The sequence below is a fragment of the Tenacibaculum sp. TB-53 genome (assembly GCF_059716285.2).
Window position 1 is genome coordinate 506,271 of the sequence record NZ_CM202790.1, and the last position, 18,049, is coordinate 524,319.

The following is an 18,049-nucleotide window of genomic DNA, read 5'->3' on the forward strand; positions in this document are numbered from 1 at the left end:
CTAATTTTTTAATTTCTCATCACAAATATAGCTTAAGAGTAAAATATAAGGGTTCGAAAACGTCCATTTTGGATGTTTTCGAACTGTCTTTTTATAAAAAGATTATAAAATTAATTTAAAACAATTACAGATAAGTTTTTAAATTGAACAGGTGTATAACCTGTATGCTTTTTAAAAACGGTATAAAACGTAGATTTAGAGTTGAATCCAGATTCCAAGCCTATTGAAGTTATTGTATAGTCAGCATAATCAGAATCAACTAAAAGAGTCTTAGCAAAATTTACTCTCATTTCATTTAAGTAATCAGTAAAAGACTTTTTAGCAACACTATTTATAATAAGAGAAAGAGTACTAGAACTTAGTTTAGTATCTTTTGATAAGTCTTGTAAAGTATATTTATTTAATAAATATTTCTTTTTTGATCTAATAAATTGGTTTATTTCATTAAACTGTTCTTGTTGTTTGTCTATTTGGTTTTGAGAAAAACATTTATTTGTGTTTAAATTAATTAAATCTATACCAAAGTCATCATTTAAATCAATTAAAAGAGATTCTCTAATTTTTTTACGCTCTTTTAATACACGAATTTGTCTTAAACCTTGATAACCTAACCAGTAAATTAAAACAGTAGTGTAAACTCTTAAAGGGTAATAAGAGAATAAGAAACCGGTAAAGTTCATTTTTACTTTAATAATTAAGGCTAAAATCCAAAGAGCATATCCAATTGAAGTTAAAATAAAAAAAGTATAAATCCATCTAAGATTATCAAACGATAAAATTTTAGGAAAGAGCTTTTCTTTCTTATATAAAATATAAAATGAATAAAAAAAAATACTTAACGAAGTAGTTAAGCTAAATATTTCCTCGATGGAGGTATACCGTTCATAAGTATAATTTAAATACTCTCTTGAAGCAGAATCACTGTAATATAGAACAAAGCTAATTTGGCTAATTATAAGAATAAAAAAAATAGGAATAATTAATTTTAATATTTTGTACGACTTTTCAGCAAGGTTTAGGTAGTGAATTAAAAACATATACAAAAAAGGCATTGCTAAAAAATGCCAAGGTATTTGTACATAATCTAAAGCAAACTTATGCTGAAATAATTCTTTTTCTAAAACCCAAGATTGAATATTGTTTAGAGAAATTGCCAAAATTAAAAGGTTTAAGTATATCATACTTTTTTCTCGTCCATTTTTAGAACAAAAAAGTATTATACTAAAAGCAAAACCATGAATGGCACTAATTAACAAAAAGAGATTAAAAAAATCTGCTGTAGTCAAAATAAAACACTTTAAAAGAGCTAAATATACGAAAAATGAATTATTGATGTAAATAGGATATGCTTTGAACTACATTTAAGCCTGCGGTTTCTGTTCTAAGTCTATTCTTTCCTAAAGAAATAGGGATGAATTTCTTGTTTAATGACTCTTGTATTTCTTCAGGAGAAAAATCACCTTCGGGTCCAATAAGCACTGTATATTTTGATGTTAGAGAAGCAACGTTTTTTAAAAACTTTTTTTCAGTATCATTTTCACAATGAGCAATAAAAATTTCTTCTGAAAAATCATTTTTTATGAAGTCAGAAAAATTTATTGGAGGGTTAAGTTTAGGCAATGTAAATTGTAGTGATTGTTTCATTGCAGATTGTATAATTCTTTCTAAACGGTCAACTTTTACAACTTTTCTTTCTGAGTTTTTACAAATAATAGGGGTTATTTCATCAATACCAATTTCTGTAGCTTTTTCCAAAAACCATTCTAAGCGATCGTTGTTTTTCGTAGGTGCTATAGCTACGTGTAAATAATAATCTCTTGTACTAGGTTTTTCTTCGTATTTAATAATTTTGGCAATACACTTTTTATCATTTCCAATAATTATTTCAGCAAAAAAAAGAATACCATTTCCATTGGTGATATGCAATATATCTCCTTCTTTTTTCCGCAAAACACGAATTATATGACGACTTTCATCTTTGTTGAAAGTAATTTCTTTTGAAGTGATTAATAAATCCGGATTATAAAAAAGTTGCATTATAAATCGAGTTTGTATGTTCTTCTTCTTTTGTGAATTTTAGGACTAAAATCTTTCCAAATTTGATGAATTGCATGATTTTCTTCAAGTTCAGGTGTTCTAATACAGTTTTGAATTCCTTTAGCCAAAAATATAGGATGAAATTGCTCAAAAATAATGGCTGTAACTCCTTTGTTTTGATATTCGGGATCAACTCCAATTAAATAAAAAGTAACATCTTTAGAGTTTTTTCTTGCATTCAACAAGTGGAAAATTCCGAAAGGAAAAAGTTTTCCTTTTGCTTTTTGTAAAGCTTTAGAAAAAGAAGGCATAACAATAGCAAATGCGACTAGTTTATGATTTTCGTCAACAACAAATTTTATATACTCAGGGTTTATAAAGCTTATATATTTCTTTTTAAAATAAGCTATTTGAGCATCTGAAATAGGTACATAAGTTGATAGTTTGGAATATGTTTTACTAAACAAGTTAAACATTTCATCAACATAAGGCATAATTTTATCTGTAGAAGTAAAGTTCAAAGGAGTTAAGTTGTATCTCCTTTGAATTATATTACTAGCCTTTCTATATTTCTTAATATCAACGTTACTGAAAGAGAATATACTTTCGATGTATTCTTTTTCTTTAGTAAACCCTAAATGCTCTAGGTGTTTCGCATAATAAGGATGATTGTACCATGTAATCATAGTTCCAATGTGGTCAAACCCTTCAATAAGAACTCCTGTTTTATCTAAATTATTAAAACCAACAGGACCTTCTATGTATTCTAAGTTATTTTCGCGACCTATTTCAGCAACTTTATTTAGTAAAGCTTTAGATACTTCAATATTATCAATAACATCAAACCAGCCAAAACGTATTTTTTTTATATGCTGCTTTTCTACTTCATAAGAATTGATAATAGCTACAACTCTACCAACTATTTCATTGTTTTTTAATGCTAAGAAAAAACGAGCTTTGGCATGTTCAAAAACAGGATTTTTATTTTTGTCAAAGCTTTCAATTTCATCCTTAATAATAGGAGGAACCCAGTACTTATTGTTTTTATAAAGAGAAAAAGGAAACTTAACAAACTGTTTCATTCCCTTTTTGGTAGTTATTTCTTTAATTTGAATCATTTTACAAATTTAAGGCTTTTAATTATCCTCCTTTTCTTTTTCCTTTTCTTTCTCTTGTTGTTCTTCTTTTTTAATTTCTTCTTCTAGCTTTTTTATTTCTTTTTCAAGCTTTAAACGTTCTTTTTCTTTACGCTTAGCCTCTTTTTCTTCTTCTTTTTTAATTTGTTTCTCAAGTTTTAAGCGTTCTTTTTCTTTGCGTTTCGCTTCTTTTTCGGCTTTTTTCTTAGCTTTTTTAGCAGCTTTTCTTTCTTCTTTAGCTGTTTTTTTCTTTTGTTTTTTATCTTCTTTAACAATCATATCAACCAAAGATCCTTGGCGCTCTCTCTTAGGTTTTTCGTTTAAAAGCTCTCCATTACCTGAGTCATTATCTAAATCAACTTTTCTCTTCTCTTTTTTAGAAAATAGTTTTCCTACTTTACTAAACATTCGACCAAAGAAATTTCTGTTTTCGTCATATTTAACAGGTTTTTCTTCTTCAATCTTATTTCCAAATTCATCTATTTCAACAAAATCGTCTTTATGTCTATTAAGTCTGTATGATACTCCTAAAGAACTATATATACCAATTTCATCTTGTTGTAAGTTTGCCCTTAAAGAAGCATTGAACTGTAAGTTTTCACTAAAAAGATAGGCGGCACCTGCTCCTATATTAGTTTTTTTCTCATATTCTTCAAAAATACCTTGTATTTCAGCAAAACCAGACCAATAATCATTAAAGTTATAGGTACCCGTTACTATGTAAGAAAGTTGAGAAAAATCAGTTCCAATATAATCATAATGTAGGTTAGTGATTACATTTAATTTGTCAGAAAATTCATTTTGTAATAAAATACCAACTTTAGGACTAAACCCACCTCTTTCGTGGTAATCAGTTAAAAAACTTCCAATATTTATACCAGCAGAAACACCAATGTGTGGTATCCACCTTTTCCAGTCGAAAGAATGTCTTTTTTTCCAACTTCTTATTTCTTTGCTCTTATCATCATATTTAGGAGCATAAATCAGATATTTTGCACCTAGACTAAATTGACTTAACCCTGTTTTATTATATGATGACTCAAAAATGTTTTTAAATGCTATTTTATCTCTTTGTAAAGAAGTATTAAAGTTTACTTCTAATTTTTCAGAAATAAAGCTGGTTCTAAAAAACAAGTTTAATCCTAAGGCTTCAGGATTGCTAAAAGTTGGTGTAGCATTCATTTTTCTATAAAAAATACTTGTTTCGAACTGATAAACACCCGAGCCAACACTATAAGGGCTTTCAGAAAAACCTGGCTTATTTGAATTTATAACAGGTGTATATTGCGCGTTAGTAGTTAGAATAGAGCAAAAAACAAAAAGGATAAGAAGTTTCTTAATCATATAATAAATCCAAATTTTCAGGTTGTACAAACATACGTAAAAATACAATTACCTATATAATATAAGTTTTGTAAACTCTTAACGCTTCCTTTTGCTTCAAATTGTTATTTTTGATTGATTTTTTTATTTTAAGAAAAAGATGACATATTTAAATGAAGCTGGACCTGTGAATTTTTTAAAAACCATATTAATTATTCTGTTAGTTTATTACGTTATTAAGTTTTTAGCGAAACTTTTTGGACCATACTTAATAAAAAAAGCAGTAGACAAAGTACAAAAGAAAGCTGCACAACAGTATAGAAACCAACAACAAGCATCTGATGTTGAAGTAGGAAAAACTGTTATTGATAAAAAGCCAAGTAATTCTAAAGAAAGTAATAATTCTGTTGGCGAGTACGTTGACTATGAAGAAATAGACTAACCATGAACTTAAAGAAATTTTTACCGTTTGCAATAGCAATTATTGTTTTTGCAATAGCATCTGTATTGTATTTTAACCCGGTTTTAAGCGGAAAACAAATTAAACAAAGTGACATTACTCAGTTTATAGGAATGTCAAAAGATGTAAAAGAATATAGAGCTGAAAAAGGAGAAGAGCCTTATTGGTTAGATAATGCTTTTAGTGGAATGCCAGCATATCAGGTAAGTGCTTATTATCCGAATGACTTTGTACGTTATGTTGATAAAGTTATTCGCTTTTTACCTAGACCTGCGGATTATCTTTTCTTATATTTTTTAAGTTTTTTCTTATTATTAACTGCCTTAAAAGTAGATTGGAAGCTGGCTATTTTAGGAAGTTTGTCCTTTGGGTTTTCTACTTATCTGATAATTATTTTTGGAGCAGGACACAATGCGAAAGCACATGCTATAGGTTATATGCCAATGGTGATTGCAGGAGTAATTTATATTTTTAGAAAACGATATTTATTTGGGTTTATTTTAACGGCTTTAGCAATGGCTTTAGAAGTTTATTCAAATCATCCACAGATGACTTATTATTTAGGGTTTTGTTTGTTGATTTTGGTAATTGTTGAAGGTGTTGAAGCTTTTAAATCGAGAACATTACCTGTGTTTTTTAAACAATCAGCTATTTTGGTTGCAGCAATGTTAATTGGTATTGGAGCTAATTCTACTAGGTTGTTAGCAATGAAAGAGTATGCTGATTATAGTACGAGAGGAAAATCAGAACTAACAATTAACCCTGATGGAACATCAAAAGAAAAGTCTACTGGGTTAGATAAGGAGTATATAACTGAATATAGCTATGGAATAGCCGAAACATTTAACTTGATGATTCCTCGTTTTATGGGAGGAGGAACAGTTGAAGAGTTGGAAGAAGACTCAAACTTTTATCAAGTTTTAGAGCAAAATGCTGGTAAAAGTGTAGCAAAAGAGTATTCTAGTCAAGTGTTGACTTATTGGGGGAAACAACCTATTGTTGAAGCACCAGCTTATATTGGTGTGATAGTTTTTTTCTTATTCTTTTTAGGAATTTTTCTAGTAAAAGGACGATTAAAATATTGGCTGGTTGCAGCTACCATTTTTTCGATCGTATTAAGTTGGGGTAAAAACTTTTCTATAATAACTGATTTCTTTATTGACTATATACCTTTATATAATAAATTTAGAGCAGTATCGTCTATTCAAGTAATAGCAGAATTATGTGTTCCTTTGTTAGGAATTCTGGCATTAAAAGAATTTTTCTCTTCTGAGAATTCTTCCGAAGAAAAAGAAAATGCAGTAAAGAAAGCTTTTTACATTGTTGGAGGAATTTCTTTGCTATTCTTACTGTTTGGATCTAGTTTGTTCGCTTTTGAAGGATTACGTGATGCACAATATCAGCAACTTCCAGAGTTAATTGATGCTTTAGTTGCAGATAGAAAAGAAATGTTATTTAATGATAGTTTACGTTCTCTTTTATTGGTTTTAGTTGTTGCAGGAATGTTGTGGTTTTATTTGAAAGGAAAATTGAAGCAAGTACCTGTGTTAATTGTATTGGGAGGATTGATAATTTTTGATTTGGTCTCAATAGATGCTAACTATGTTAATAAGGAAGATTTTACTTCAGCTAGAAGAGTACAAAAACCATTTACAGCAACAAAAGCTGATACAGAAATTTTAAAAGATAAAGGGCATTACAGAGTTGTTAATTTTAGCGTAAGTCCTATGCAAGATGGTAGAACTTCTTATTTCCACAATTCGATAGGAGGGTACCATGCTGCCAAAATGAAACGTTATCAAGAATTGTTTGATTATCAGATAGCTAAAAATAATATGGAGGTGTTAAATATGTTAAACACGAAGTATTTTATTGTTAGTGAAGAACAATTTCAAGAAAATCCAGAAGCGAATGGAAATGCATGGTTTGTTAATTCACTGAAAAAAGTATCTTCAGCAAATGAAGAAATTATAGCGTTAGATAGTTTGAATACTAAATCAGAAGCAGTTATTAACTCAAGCGAGTTTAATCTAAAAGCCGATGTGTTTCAAAAAGATTCTATTGCTACGATTAATCTAGTTAAGAAAGATATTACTGAATTGATATACGAAGCAAGTACAACTTCAGAACAATTTGCTGTATTTTCTGAAATCTATTATAAAGATGGATGGAACGCTTATATTGATGGAGAAAGTGTGCCATATTATAGAGTAAACTATGTTTTAAGAGGAATAGAAGTTCCTGCAGGAAAACATAAAATAACTTTTAAATATGAGCCTTCAGTAATTAAAACAGGAAGTTCATTGTCTTTAATTTGTTATGCTTTACTCCTTATAATACCTATTGGTTGGTTTGTTATAAAAAAGAAGAAGAACTAATTTTCAAGGTCTTTTAAAAATACAGAAGGGGTTACACCAATATGTTTTTTAAACGCTCTTGTAAAAGCAGATGCGTTGGTGTAACCTATTTCTTCAGCAATGGCTTGAATGGAATATTTTCTAAAGTTTTTGTTTGTCTTTAATTTATGTACTACATAGTTAATTTTAAGCTTAGTACAGTATTGTTTAAAAGACTCTTCGTAATACTTATTAAAAACAAAAGAAATATAAGTAGTATTGGTATTTAATTTTTCAGCAATGTAGTTAACTGAAAAATCAGGTTTTAAAAAATCTAAACTATTAGCAATATTCCTAAATTCATTAAGAATTTTAGCTTCTAAGATTTCATCAATATTGTATTCTTTTTTTTCTATTTCTGTCGTTTTATTATTGCTTATTACAGATATAAGTTTCTTCTTCTTATCTTTTTCTTTTCTAAATAAATAAAAAGTAATAACGAAAAAAGTTAATAATAAAATAATAAAAGAAATAATGAGGTTACGCTGTTTTTCTGCTTCTCTTTGTTCTATAGTTTTTTTAAGCTTTTGAGCTTGAGCAAAATTATTGTTGTAAAAAAGATTGAAAGTTTTGTCTTTAGTATCTTTTGTTAAATGATGTTGTTCTAAAGTAAGTTTAGAATACTTGTAAGCGCTATCCAGTTTATTTAAATTATTATATTCTTTTGAGAGAATGTCGTAAATAGTAATAAGTTTACTCCTTTCACATTTTTTATAATTCATTAATAATTTATTAGAATGGTAAATAGCGGAATCAGAATTTTTTAAGTTGTGAAAACAAATGGCTTTTAGGTAATATTCTTTGTTAAAATAAGAATAACCATTACTTATATTTTTATAATTATTAATTAAATCAATAGCTTTAGAAAATTCTTTTTTAGCCATTAAAACTTTAGTTTTTCTTAAGTAATAATATATTTTAGAGTCTTTATGTTGAGGAGTAAATTGTTGTGTTAATTTATAAGCTTTGTCAAAGTAATAGTCAGCAGAATCCAGGAGAATGGTATTTGGGTTTTTATTGTTAATTAAAATATATGTGTTTCCAAGGCAATTAAAAGAGTTAGCTTTCCATTGAAGAAAAAAATTGTTTTTTTGAAAATCTTTAAGAACAGTTTTTTTTGATTCCGAAATAGCTTTTAGTAGTATACTTTTAGCTTTTTCTTGCATGTTAAGTTTATTTTTTATTACAGCTTTACTAAGAACAAGTCCCAATTTATTTCTAATCCATTTTTGATCTTTTATAGGATGATTAATTATTTCTTTTTCATACTTAATAAGTATAGAGTAAGCTTCTTCGTACTTTTCTTGATTTTTTTTTATCCAAAAAAGCCTATTTAAAGAAGCAATTTTTCTATCAATAAGGCAAGTCAAGTTATTATTTTGGAGTAAAGAATCAATTTGTGTTATTACCTTATTAGAAGAAGTTGCAGCTTCATCGTATCTTTTTAATCTATAAAGTCCATAAATTTTATCAGTAGCAGCTTCTATTTTTGTACAAATATTGTTAGAATTTTCTAACTTATCACAATAAAAGAACAAGCTATCAGTATTAATGTTTTTATAAAAGTCAATCTTACTTCGGTTTATAGAATCTAAATATATTGTTTGTGATACTGTATTTAATGAAAAAAATAAAGTAATTAATGTTATAAGTATAAACCTAATCATTAGAATAGTTTAAGTAATTAAGAATTCTTTTTCTCAAATAACCTCATAAAAAGCTCTCAAATATACATTAATTTAACTGTGCTTTTTATAAAATACGGGATATAATATTTTATTTTTAAATAAAACAATAATATGTTTGCACTAAACAAAACGTACTAGATAAGTACAAGTTGCTATGGAAAATTAATATTTTATAAAAGCGAAAGATTAATCTTTCGCTTTTATGTTTTTTTGTATAATATTTAATTAAACTCAATTAAAAGGTTTATTACACGAAATGATAAAATAGTAATACATTTGTGTTAAAATAAATTTCATGTATTTTAAACTACCAAAGAAAAGATATAACCATACACTTCAGTTTTTACAAAAACATCTTACAGCTCCTGCTACAATACTAGATTTAGGAGTGCGTAACCCATTTTCTGAAATTATGGAAGAAAATGGATATACAGTTTATAATACAAATGGGGAAGATTTAGATTTATTACCCCAAATTGTAAAAGATTATAATGTAGATGCAGTAACGGCTTTTGAGATTTTTGAACATTTATTAGCACCATTTAACGTGTTAAGAGAAATTGAAGCACAAAAAATGATAACCACTGTTCCTTTAAAGTTGTGGTTTGCAAGTGCGTACAGAAGCAAAACAGATATGTGGGATAGACATTATCATGAGTTTGAAGACTGGCAGTATGATTGGTTATTAGAAAAATCAGGTTGGAATATTGTTGATACTGAAAAATGGACAAGTCCAATAAACAAGTTGGGTATAAGACCTGTTTTAAGAAAATATACACCTAGATATTATGCTGTATATGCTGAGAAAGAGAGAAAGGGATGAAGATAGGAATGGTTTTAGATAAGACGTTTCCTCCTGACCCTAGAGTACATAATGAAGCAATAGAATTAATAAAATCTGGACATGAGGTTTTTTTATTTTGTTTAACTTATGGTAATGAGCCAACATCAGAACTTGTAGGTAAAATAAAAGTAAAAAGATATGAGTCAAATAAGTTAGAGTATAAGTTATCTGCTTTGGCTTATACCCTCCCATTATATTCTCTTTCACTAAAGAAAAAGATAATACATTTTCTTAATAAATATGAAATAGAGGCTATTCATATACATGATATGGTTGTAGCTGAAGCTGTAATGTTAGCCAATAAAAAGAAGCAGCTCCCGGTTGTATTAGATTTACATGAAAATAGGCCTGAGATAATGAGGTTTTATCCTCATTTAAAAAAGTTTCCGCAAAATATTTTAATATCAACAAACAAATGGAAGCAAAAAGAAGAAGAACTTATTAAGAAAGCTAGTAAAGTAATAGTTGTTACTCAAGAAGCAAAAGAGGAAATATATAAGAGAACAAAAATAAAATCTGATAAAGTTATTGTTGTTCCTAATACAGTAAGAAAATCATTTTTTGAAAAGCAAGATAATTTTGAAGAAAGCTCAAAAAGAGATACTTTTAACTTACTATATATAGGAGATACAGGAGAGAGAAGGGGAGTAGCTACAGCAATTAAAAGTTTACCAGCATTAAAAAAGGAAATAGAGAATATTCGATTAGTAATTGTAGGAAGTCTAAACACTAAATTAAAAAAGTTATCTGAAGAATTAAAAGTTGAAGAACAAGTATGTTTTGAAGGGTGGCAAGAAGAAACTACATTTCCTAAGTATATAAAACAGAGTAGTGTTTGTTTGTCTCCTTTACATAGAAATTTACATCACGATACTACACATGCTAATAAATTATTCCAGTACATGAGTTTAAGGAAACCTTTGTTGGTAAGCGATGCAACAGCTCAAAAAAACATAGTAGAAAAAGTAAATGCCGGATTGATACATGAAGCAAAAAATGTAGAAGATTTTACTGATAAAGTACTGAGGTTATATAAAGATGAGCTGCTGAGAAAAGAATTAGGAAAAAACGGAGAAGCTTTTATTCGAAATGAATTTACATGGGATAAAACCTCAAAAGAATTAATAAACCTATACAATAGTTTAATTTGAAAGTATTAATAATTACATACTATTGGGTGCCGGCAGGAGGTTCAGGTATACAAAGATGGTTGAAGTTTGTAAAATATTTGCGAAATTTTAATATTGAACCAATAGTTTACACAGTTGAAGATGCTAAATATCCGATAGTTGATACAACATTAAAAAAAGATCTTCCTGAAAATTTAACGGTTTTAAGAAACTCAATTTGGGAACCTAATGACTTGTTATCTGTTTTCAAGAAAAAAGAAACGAAAACAAGTGCTGGTTTTTTAGATACTAATCCAAGTTTAATAGGTCAGGTAATGCAATATGTTCGAGCTAATTATTTCATTCCTGATGCAAGAAGGTTTTGGGTAAAGCCTTCAGTTAATAAGCTAAAAAAATATTTAAAAGAAAATACTATTGATGCTATTATAACTACTGGACCACCACATAGCTTGCATTTAATCGGATTAAAGCTTAAAAAAGAATTAGGATTGAAGTGGGTAGCAGACTTCCGTGACCCTTGGACAGATATTGATTATTTTCATCAATTACCACTCACGCAAAAATCAAAAGCAACACATCATCAATTGGAGCAGGAAGTGTTAAGATATGCCAATGCGGTATTAGTTGTAGGTAAAACTATGAAAAAGAATTATGAAAAATTTTCTAATAATATTCATGTTATTACTAATGGTTTTGATGCAGAAGAAAGTAGAGAAACAAATGTAATACTAGATAAAAAGTTTTCAATTACGCATATAGGTTTGATGAATGATGATAGGAATCCTGAAGTTTTATGGAAAGCATTATCAGAGTTATGTAAAGAAGATAAAGAGTTTACAGAAGATTTAGAAATTAAACTAATAGGGAAAATAGCGAAAGGAGTTAAAAAATCTTTAGAAACACATCAATTTAAAAATATTACAAAAATTACTTATCTACCTCATAAAAAAGCACAACAACAACAACAAACATCACAAGTTTTATTGTTAGCAGTAAATAAAGTACCAAGTGCTAAAGGAATTATTACAGGTAAAATATTTGAATATTTACAAGCAAAACGCCCTATCTTAGCAGTGGGTCCAGAAGATGGTGATTTAGCAGAAATACTTGCTAAAACTAACTCAGGAACTATTGTTGGTTTTGATGATGTAGTAAAAATGAAAAAAGAAATTAAACTTCTTTATAATCAATATAAGAAAGGGATTTTAGAAGTTAATTCTAAAAACATAGAGCAATATCATCGGAAAAAGTTAACAGAGAAATTATCTATAGTATTAAAAAAAGTCGTTAATTCTTGAAAAAAATAATAACCATATTAGGAGCACGTCCACAGTTTGTAAAAGGAGCTGTATTAAGTAGAGTGATTCAAAAGCATAATGAAGTAGAAGAAATAATAGTGCATACAGGGCAACATTTTGATGCTAACATGAGCGCTGTTTTTTTTGAAGAAATGCAAATACCTAACCCCAAATATAATTTAAATATCAATGGTTTAAGTCATGGTGCTATGACGGGGCAAATGTTAGAGAAAATAGAAGAAATTTTAGTATTAGAAAAGCCAGATGCAGTTGTTGTATATGGAGATACAAATTCGACGTTAGCAGGAGCTTTAGCAGCTAAAAAACTACATATAAAAGTAGTACATATTGAAGCGGGCTTGCGTTCATTCAATATGCAAATGCCTGAAGAAATAAATCGTATTTTAACAGATAGAATAGGAAACCTACTAAGTTGTCCAACAGATACTGCTGTATCAAACCTGAGAAATGAAGGTTTTGATAGTTTTGATATTTTGATAGAAAAGCATGGTGATATCATGAAAGATGCTGTAGAGTTTTATAATCAAGTTTCCGAAGAGAAGTCAACTATTATTAAAGACTTAGGTTTAGAGAAAAAAGAGTTTGTGTTAGCAACAATTCATCGTCAAGAAAATACTGATGAAAAAGAGAGATTAGCTAATATTTTTGAAGCTCTTGAAAAAATTAATGTTTCTAAAAAAGTAGTATTGCCATTGCATCCAAGGACAAAAAAAATGTTAGAAAAGTACAAATTAAAGTCTAATATAACCTTTATTGAACCAGTAGGGTATTTTTCTATGTTAGAGTTATTAAAAAATTGTGCTCTTGTTATAACTGATAGTGGAGGTTTACAAAAAGAGGCTTTCTTTAATAAGAAGTTTTGTGTTATAGCAAGAGAAGAAACAGAATGGAAAGAGTTAGTAAGTAATGGTTATGCAGCTATAACAGGAGCTAATTCAGGAAAAATAATTAATTATTTTCAACAGTTTCTAGCTACATCAAAAGATTTTAAAGAGCCGTTATATGGAGATAATGTTGGAGAAAAAATATATCAATCAATATTAAAATTAATAAAAGAATAAATTGGGAATTGTATTTAAACAATCGTTCAGGAATACTCTAATAATATATTTAGGATTTTTGATTGGAGGTGTTAATACTTTGGTGTTATATACACGATTTTTAGGAGATGAGTATTATGGATTAGCAACCTATGTTTTTTCGGCTTCAAACTTAATTATGCCTGTTACAGCCTTTGGAGTTCACTTTACAATTATCAAGTTTTTTTCTGGATATACTTCAAAAGTAGAAAAAGATAAATTTTTAAGTTCTATAATTTTTTTACCATTATTTATAGCGATTCCAATAGGATATTTTTGGAGTTTATTTCATAATTGGATTATGAGTTATGTGGTAGAAAATGGAAGTGGAGGCAACCTCATAATTGAAGATTATACCATTTATATTTATATAATCGCTGTAGCTTGTGCTTATTTTGAAGTGTTTTATTCTTGGGCAAGAGTACAAATGCAATCGGTTTTTGGGAATATTTTAAAGGAATTATACAATAGAGTAGCTGTGATGGTTTTACTTTTTGCTGTGTATTTTAACTTTATAACAAAAGAAGAGTTTTTAGTATATATGTCAATAGCTTACATAATAAGAGTACTCTTAATGATGGGGTATGCTTTTCGTCTATATACACCAAAATTTACCTTCAGTTTACCAAACAACTTTAAAGAAGTTTTACGATACACTTTTTATATCATTTTAGCAGGTAGTGCAGGAGCTATTATCTTAGATATAGACAAAGTAATGATACCAGGGAAAGAAGGTTTTGCTACAGCTGCATATTATACGGTAGCTGTGTTTATAGGATCATTTATAGAGGCACCAAGTAGGGCAATGGGGCAAATTTTACAGCCATTAACCTCTAAGGCTCTTAATGAAGATAACCCAAAAGAAACAGAAAGTTTATATAAGAAGAGTTCTATTAATTTATTGTTGATTGGCGGGCTGTTTTTTGTCTTAGTAAATTGTAATGTGGAGGAGTTATTCAGGTTGATGCCGAATAAAAACTATGGAAAAGAAGGAGTATTAGTAGTATTATTGATTTCGTCTGCAAAGTTATTTTTAATGTCATTAGGTAGTAATGGTGCTATTATAAGTAATTCTAAATTTTATCGTATTACGTTACCTGTAGGTTTAGGAATGGCCTTTTCTGTATATTTTTTAAATAGTTACTTTTTTAATGATTTAGAAATGGGAACAAAAGGGTTGGCACTAGCAACACTTATTACAGTTTTGGTGTTTAATACCTTTAAACTATGGTTTGTAAAAGAAAAGTTTAATATGACCCCTTTTACTAATAAAACATTTTTAATGATTCTTGTTGTCTTAATTATGTTTTTAGGGTTTAATTTTTGGAATTTTTCAATACCTAAGTTTTATCTTTTTGACTTTCCAATTCACCCAATAGTAAACATTGTTTTAAAGAGTATATTAATTATAGTAATTTATGTCTTTGTCGTAGTAAAATTATCTATTTCTGAACAGATTAACAATCTAGCCAAAAGGTATATAAAGTAAAAAGACCTGCACACAAAGGGAACAAGTCTTTTCTTAATAATAAGGGGGAAATGAAACATTAAAAAAGGGGGAAATGCTTCGGTGGCAAATATATATAAAATAACTAAATAACCTCTTAGTTTATGTTAAAAAATAAAGAAATACTAAAATAGTATGAAGAAAGTTATTTTAGGCTTATATTAATTTTTTCTAAAAAGCTAATAGTATTAGCACCTTCCATAAACAAAAGATCTAAAATAGATAAATTAGGTATAAATCCGTATTTATCATCAAACATTTGAATATAAGAATCCATTTTTATTTCAACTCCTTTTTTGGCAATAGCTAAAGGTCTGAAGTCTTTGCTTTCAGAGTTTAACTCGTAACTAGTTGTTTTGTTAAATCGTTGCTCAATTTGTAAAGCGTCAGTTACAAATAAATGAGTATCAATATTCAAGTCTTGTAAAAACGTGTACTTTTTATTAAAAATAGCTTGTAAATCATCTTCAAAAAATTCAAAAAATGGAGAAGAACGATAAGCTGATTGTAATGACTTAAAATGTTGTTGTTGCCAGGGGAAGTCATTTTCTACTAAGGTGTCTTTGGTCTTTTTTCTACCTTCTTTTGTCTTATGTTTAACAGGAATATTAAGAGCTAATTTACCATTGGCTCCATAAATATAACAGCGATTACGATAGGTTTGCTTTTGATAATTATCTTCTATTTCAAAAGTAATAGCATCCGATTGATAGATTGCTGCATACTGTGAAATAGGAGCAAAATAAGTTGGAATAAAAAGTGACATTATGCTTTTTTCTTTTTACTTTTTCTAAAACTGTACACGATATAACCTCCAATCAACAATAAAACTAACCAAAGGTAAGAAACAGGTTTACCATTTCCTCCAACAGTTGTAAACATTCTGTCCCAACGAATAGAATTTAACTTAGCAATAAAACTAGGTGCATTAGCATCCCAACTTAACCAAATCATAACAGGTTTACCAACTACGTGGTCAAAAGGCACATACCCCCAATTTCTAGCGTCTAACGAACGTTGACGATTGTCTCCCATCATCCAGTAGTAATCTTGCTTAAAAGTATATTCTTTTGCTTTCTCACCATTGATATAAATATCGTCTCCAAAAATTGTTAAATTGTTATTCTCATATCTACGAATAATCTGCTCATAAAAAGGAATTGTTTTAGAATTTAATTTAACAGTAGCTCCTTTTTTAGGAATATATATTGGTCCAAAATTATCCGAAGACCAAGCATATCTTGGGTCATGAGGAAAAACTGATTTGTCATAAGCTCCTTTTGGAGTTAAGTGTTTTTTAATACTTTCTACAATAGGGTTTTTAGCTATTAAAGCAGCTTCTTCATCTGTTAAGTTTAAAGCATATTTACCATCAGGCATTACTTGTCCTTCTCTAATATTATATCTAGAAAGGGCTCCTTGGCTAAACTTTTCTCCGTTGGTATCAACTATAAAATGCCATTGTGGTTTCGCTCTATCTGGTAAAACAGTTTTCTTTCCATTAATAAAAACATAACCATCACGTACTTCTAAGCTATCTCCAGGAATTCCTACAGCACGTTTTACGTAGTTCGTACGCTTATCAATTGGTTTATAGGTAAAGTTACCAGAGTTATCTCCCCACATTGTGGCTAAAGAGTCTGAAGGCCAGCTAAAAACAACGATATCATTACGCTTAATTTTTTGAAAGCCAGGAACACGCATATAAGGTAAAGAAAGCTTGTTTAATAAACCTTCCTTGTTTTTATCATCAGATAAAAATGATTTTATACCCAATCCAGGAATAGTATCGTGTGCCATTGGTGCAGCAACGGTAGTCATTGGTACACGTGCACCGTAATGAAACTTACTTACAAATAAATAATCACCAACTAATAAGGTTTTCTCTAAAGATGAGGTAGGAATAGTGTATGGTTGCATAATATAAGTATGTACCAAAGTAGCAGCAATAATAGCAAAAGCAATAGAGCTAACCCATTCACCTAAAGGAGATCTTGGTTTTAAACTTCTGTTTTCAATATATTTTGCATCTGTAAAATAATTGATATAATAGATATATAATCCTAAAGTTAGAATAGCTAAAATAGTATCAGGTCTTTTGTTAAAACCAAAACTTCTACAAGTTTCAACCCAAATAATAGGGAACATTAATAGGTTAACTATAGGAATAAACAATAAAATCACCCACCATTTTGGACGATTTATTATTTGCATCAATACAATAGCATTATAAACAGGTATAGCAGCTTCCCAAGCTTTTTTGCCTGCTTTAGTATATAGCTTCCAAGTACCTAAAAAATGAACAACTTGTATGAATAAAAAGAATAAAAACCATTCAGTAAATGTCATAATCTATATATTTTGTAGTTCCATTAAGGAATAAAATTCAATTTTATTTGTGTGTTTTTTGAGCTGTTTGTTACGTTATTAACCTAAGTTTAACACATCTCGCATAGTAAAAACACCTGTTTTATTATTTAACCACTCAGCAGCAATTACAGCACCTAAAGCAAAACCTTGACGATTATGAGCTGTGTGTTTAATATCAATAGTATCTATTTCAGAATTGTAAGTCACGGTGTGAGTACCTGGAACATTCGGAGTTCTGATAGCTTTAATAGGAATATTTTCTTCTGATGTTTTTTCGTCTAATTCCCAAGCTTTTTGCTTAGTATTTTCAATAACACCTTCTGCCAATGTAATTGCAGTACCGCTTGGTGCATCTAACTTTTTAGTATGATGAATCTCTTCAATAGAAACATTATATTGTTCTAAAGTATTCATCATTTTAGCAAGTTGTTTGTTTAGTTCAAAGAAAACATTAACTCCTAAACTAAAGTTAGAGGCATAAATAAAAGCACCGTTTTTTTCATTACATAACTCAACAATATCGTTGTACTTATCTAACCAGCCAGTAGTTCCAGAAATAACAGGTGTATTATTGTTAATACAATTGCTGATATTGTCGTATGCTGAAGAAGGAATGCTAAAGTCTATTGCTACATCAGCTTTTGTAATATCATACACTTCTTTTCCAGAAGTTTTTATAACAATTTCATGTCCTCTTTGTAAAGCAATTTTTTCAATTTCTTTACCCATTCTACCATAACCAAGTAAGGCTATTTTCATC

General features: G+C 28.8%; 15 protein-coding genes. 7 read left to right on the forward strand and 8 right to left on the reverse strand.

From position 1 onward, the window contains the following. Positions 1-110: 110 nt before the first annotated feature. Genes AC3VJB_RS02395 through AC3VJB_RS02410 form a run of 4 tightly spaced genes read right to left on the reverse strand, consistent with a single transcriptional unit; the run spans position 111 to position 4,517 of the window. Positions 111-1,286, reverse strand: a complete 1,176-nt coding sequence (locus tag AC3VJB_RS02395; protein ID WP_520980978.1) for a helix-turn-helix domain-containing protein — start codon at positions 1,284-1,286, stop codon at positions 111-113. A gap of 40 nt (positions 1,287-1,326) precedes the next feature. Continuing rightward, entirely contained in the window at positions 1,327-2,037 is a 711-nt protein-coding gene (locus AC3VJB_RS02400; RefSeq protein ID WP_047789653.1) for a 16S rRNA (uracil(1498)-N(3))-methyltransferase, read from the reverse strand. Then, positions 2,037-3,155, reverse strand: coding sequence for a GTP cyclohydrolase (locus tag AC3VJB_RS02405; RefSeq protein WP_497666707.1), 1,119 nt, complete (start codon positions 3,153-3,155; stop codon positions 2,037-2,039). Before AC3VJB_RS02405 ends, AC3VJB_RS02400 begins: the two co-directional genes overlap by 1 nt. A gap of 18 nt (positions 3,156-3,173) precedes the next feature. Then, positions 3,174-4,517 carry a transporter gene (locus AC3VJB_RS02410; RefSeq protein WP_239178830.1) on the reverse strand — a complete coding sequence of 448 codons (1,344 nt, stop codon included), beginning with the start codon at positions 4,515-4,517 and terminating at the stop codon, positions 3,174-3,176. A gap of 139 nt (positions 4,518-4,656) precedes the next feature. Here AC3VJB_RS02410 and AC3VJB_RS02415 point away from each other — a divergent pair, with 139 nt between their 5' ends. Then, positions 4,657-4,938 carry a DUF4834 family protein gene (locus AC3VJB_RS02415; protein WP_239178828.1) on the forward strand — a complete coding sequence of 94 codons (282 nt, stop codon included), beginning with the start codon at positions 4,657-4,659 and terminating at the stop codon, positions 4,936-4,938. 2 nt (positions 4,939-4,940) lie between these two features. After that, entirely contained in the window at positions 4,941-7,334 is a 2,394-nt protein-coding gene (locus AC3VJB_RS02420; RefSeq protein WP_497666708.1) for a YfhO family protein, read from the forward strand. On the opposite strand, the gene AC3VJB_RS02425 is transcribed toward AC3VJB_RS02420, so the two are convergent. Further along, entirely contained in the window at positions 7,331-9,019 is a 1,689-nt protein-coding gene (locus AC3VJB_RS02425) for a helix-turn-helix domain-containing protein (protein ID WP_437824299.1), read from the reverse strand. The two genes, AC3VJB_RS02420 and AC3VJB_RS02425, sit on opposite strands and share 4 nt — an antisense overlap. A 316-nt stretch (positions 9,020-9,335) precedes the next feature. Between AC3VJB_RS02425 and AC3VJB_RS02430 the strand changes: the two genes are divergently transcribed. Genes AC3VJB_RS02430 through AC3VJB_RS02450 form a run of 5 tightly spaced genes read left to right on the forward strand, consistent with a single transcriptional unit; the run spans position 9,336 to position 14,901 of the window. Then, a complete protein-coding gene (locus tag AC3VJB_RS02430) occupies positions 9,336-9,863 on the forward strand; it encodes a class I SAM-dependent methyltransferase (RefSeq protein WP_437824301.1) in 528 nt (175 codons plus the stop codon). Continuing rightward, positions 9,860-11,035, forward strand: coding sequence for a glycosyltransferase family 4 protein (locus tag AC3VJB_RS02435; protein ID WP_437824303.1), 1,176 nt, complete (start codon positions 9,860-9,862; stop codon positions 11,033-11,035). The genes AC3VJB_RS02430 and AC3VJB_RS02435 overlap by 4 nt, the downstream gene beginning before the upstream one ends. Next, a complete protein-coding gene (locus tag AC3VJB_RS02440; RefSeq protein WP_437824305.1) occupies positions 11,032-12,312 on the forward strand; it encodes a glycosyltransferase in 1,281 nt (426 codons plus the stop codon). The genes AC3VJB_RS02435 and AC3VJB_RS02440 overlap by 4 nt, the downstream gene beginning before the upstream one ends. Then, on the forward strand, positions 12,309-13,394 hold the full coding sequence (gene wecB, locus AC3VJB_RS02445) for a non-hydrolyzing UDP-N-acetylglucosamine 2-epimerase (protein ID WP_159490712.1): 1,086 nt from the start codon (positions 12,309-12,311) through the stop codon (positions 13,392-13,394). The genes AC3VJB_RS02440 and wecB overlap by 4 nt, the downstream gene beginning before the upstream one ends. Position 13,395: 1 nt before the next feature. After that, positions 13,396-14,901 (forward strand): lipopolysaccharide biosynthesis protein, encoded by a 1,506-nt coding sequence (locus AC3VJB_RS02450; protein ID WP_253680490.1) that lies wholly within the window; start codon positions 13,396-13,398, stop codon positions 14,899-14,901. A 163-nt stretch (positions 14,902-15,064) separates the two neighbouring features. Here AC3VJB_RS02450 and AC3VJB_RS02455 read toward each other — a convergent pair whose 3' ends face one another. From AC3VJB_RS02455 to dapB, 3 genes are all read right to left on the reverse strand, one after another. Beyond that, positions 15,065-15,685: a WbqC family protein gene (locus tag AC3VJB_RS02455; RefSeq protein ID WP_047789663.1), complete on the reverse strand. Its 621-nt coding sequence runs from the start codon at positions 15,683-15,685 to the stop codon at positions 15,065-15,067. Further along, the gene (gene lepB, locus AC3VJB_RS02460; RefSeq protein WP_497666709.1) at positions 15,685-17,268 is read right to left on the reverse strand and encodes a signal peptidase I; all 1,584 of its coding nucleotides are present in this window, start codon (positions 17,266-17,268) and stop codon (positions 15,685-15,687) included. Before lepB ends, AC3VJB_RS02455 begins: the two co-directional genes overlap by 1 nt. A 78-nt stretch (positions 17,269-17,346) precedes the next feature. Continuing rightward, positions 17,347-18,048: a 4-hydroxy-tetrahydrodipicolinate reductase gene (gene dapB, locus AC3VJB_RS02465; protein ID WP_167714032.1), complete on the reverse strand. Its 702-nt coding sequence runs from the start codon at positions 18,046-18,048 to the stop codon at positions 17,347-17,349. Position 18,049 lies beyond the last annotated feature (1 nt).

Coding starts and splice junctions, on each gene's coding strand:
- AC3VJB_RS02400 (WP_047789653.1), bottom strand. CDS start 2,037: ATGCAACTTTTTTATAATCCGGATTTATTAATCACTTCAAAAGAAATT.
- AC3VJB_RS02405 (WP_497666707.1), bottom strand. CDS start 3,155: ATGATTCAAATTAAAGAAATAACTACCAAAAAGGGAATGAAACAGTTT.
- AC3VJB_RS02410 (WP_239178830.1), bottom strand. CDS start 4,517: ATGATTAAGAAACTTCTTATCCTTTTTGTTTTTTGCTCTATTCTAACT.
- AC3VJB_RS02415 (WP_239178828.1), top strand. CDS start 4,657: ATGACATATTTAAATGAAGCTGGACCTGTGAATTTTTTAAAAACCATA.
- AC3VJB_RS02420 (WP_497666708.1), top strand. CDS start 4,941: ATGAACTTAAAGAAATTTTTACCGTTTGCAATAGCAATTATTGTTTTT.
- AC3VJB_RS02425 (WP_437824299.1), bottom strand. CDS start 9,019: ATGATTAGGTTTATACTTATAACATTAATTACTTTATTTTTTTCATTA.
- AC3VJB_RS02430 (WP_437824301.1), top strand. CDS start 9,336: ATGTATTTTAAACTACCAAAGAAAAGATATAACCATACACTTCAGTTT.
- AC3VJB_RS02435 (WP_437824303.1), top strand. CDS start 9,860: ATGAAGATAGGAATGGTTTTAGATAAGACGTTTCCTCCTGACCCTAGA.
- AC3VJB_RS02455 (WP_047789663.1), bottom strand. CDS start 15,685: ATGTCACTTTTTATTCCAACTTATTTTGCTCCTATTTCACAGTATGCA.
- lepB (WP_497666709.1), bottom strand. CDS start 17,268: ATGACATTTACTGAATGGTTTTTATTCTTTTTATTCATACAAGTTGTT.
- dapB (WP_167714032.1), bottom strand. CDS start 18,048: ATGAAAATAGCCTTACTTGGTTATGGTAGAATGGGTAAAGAAATTGAA.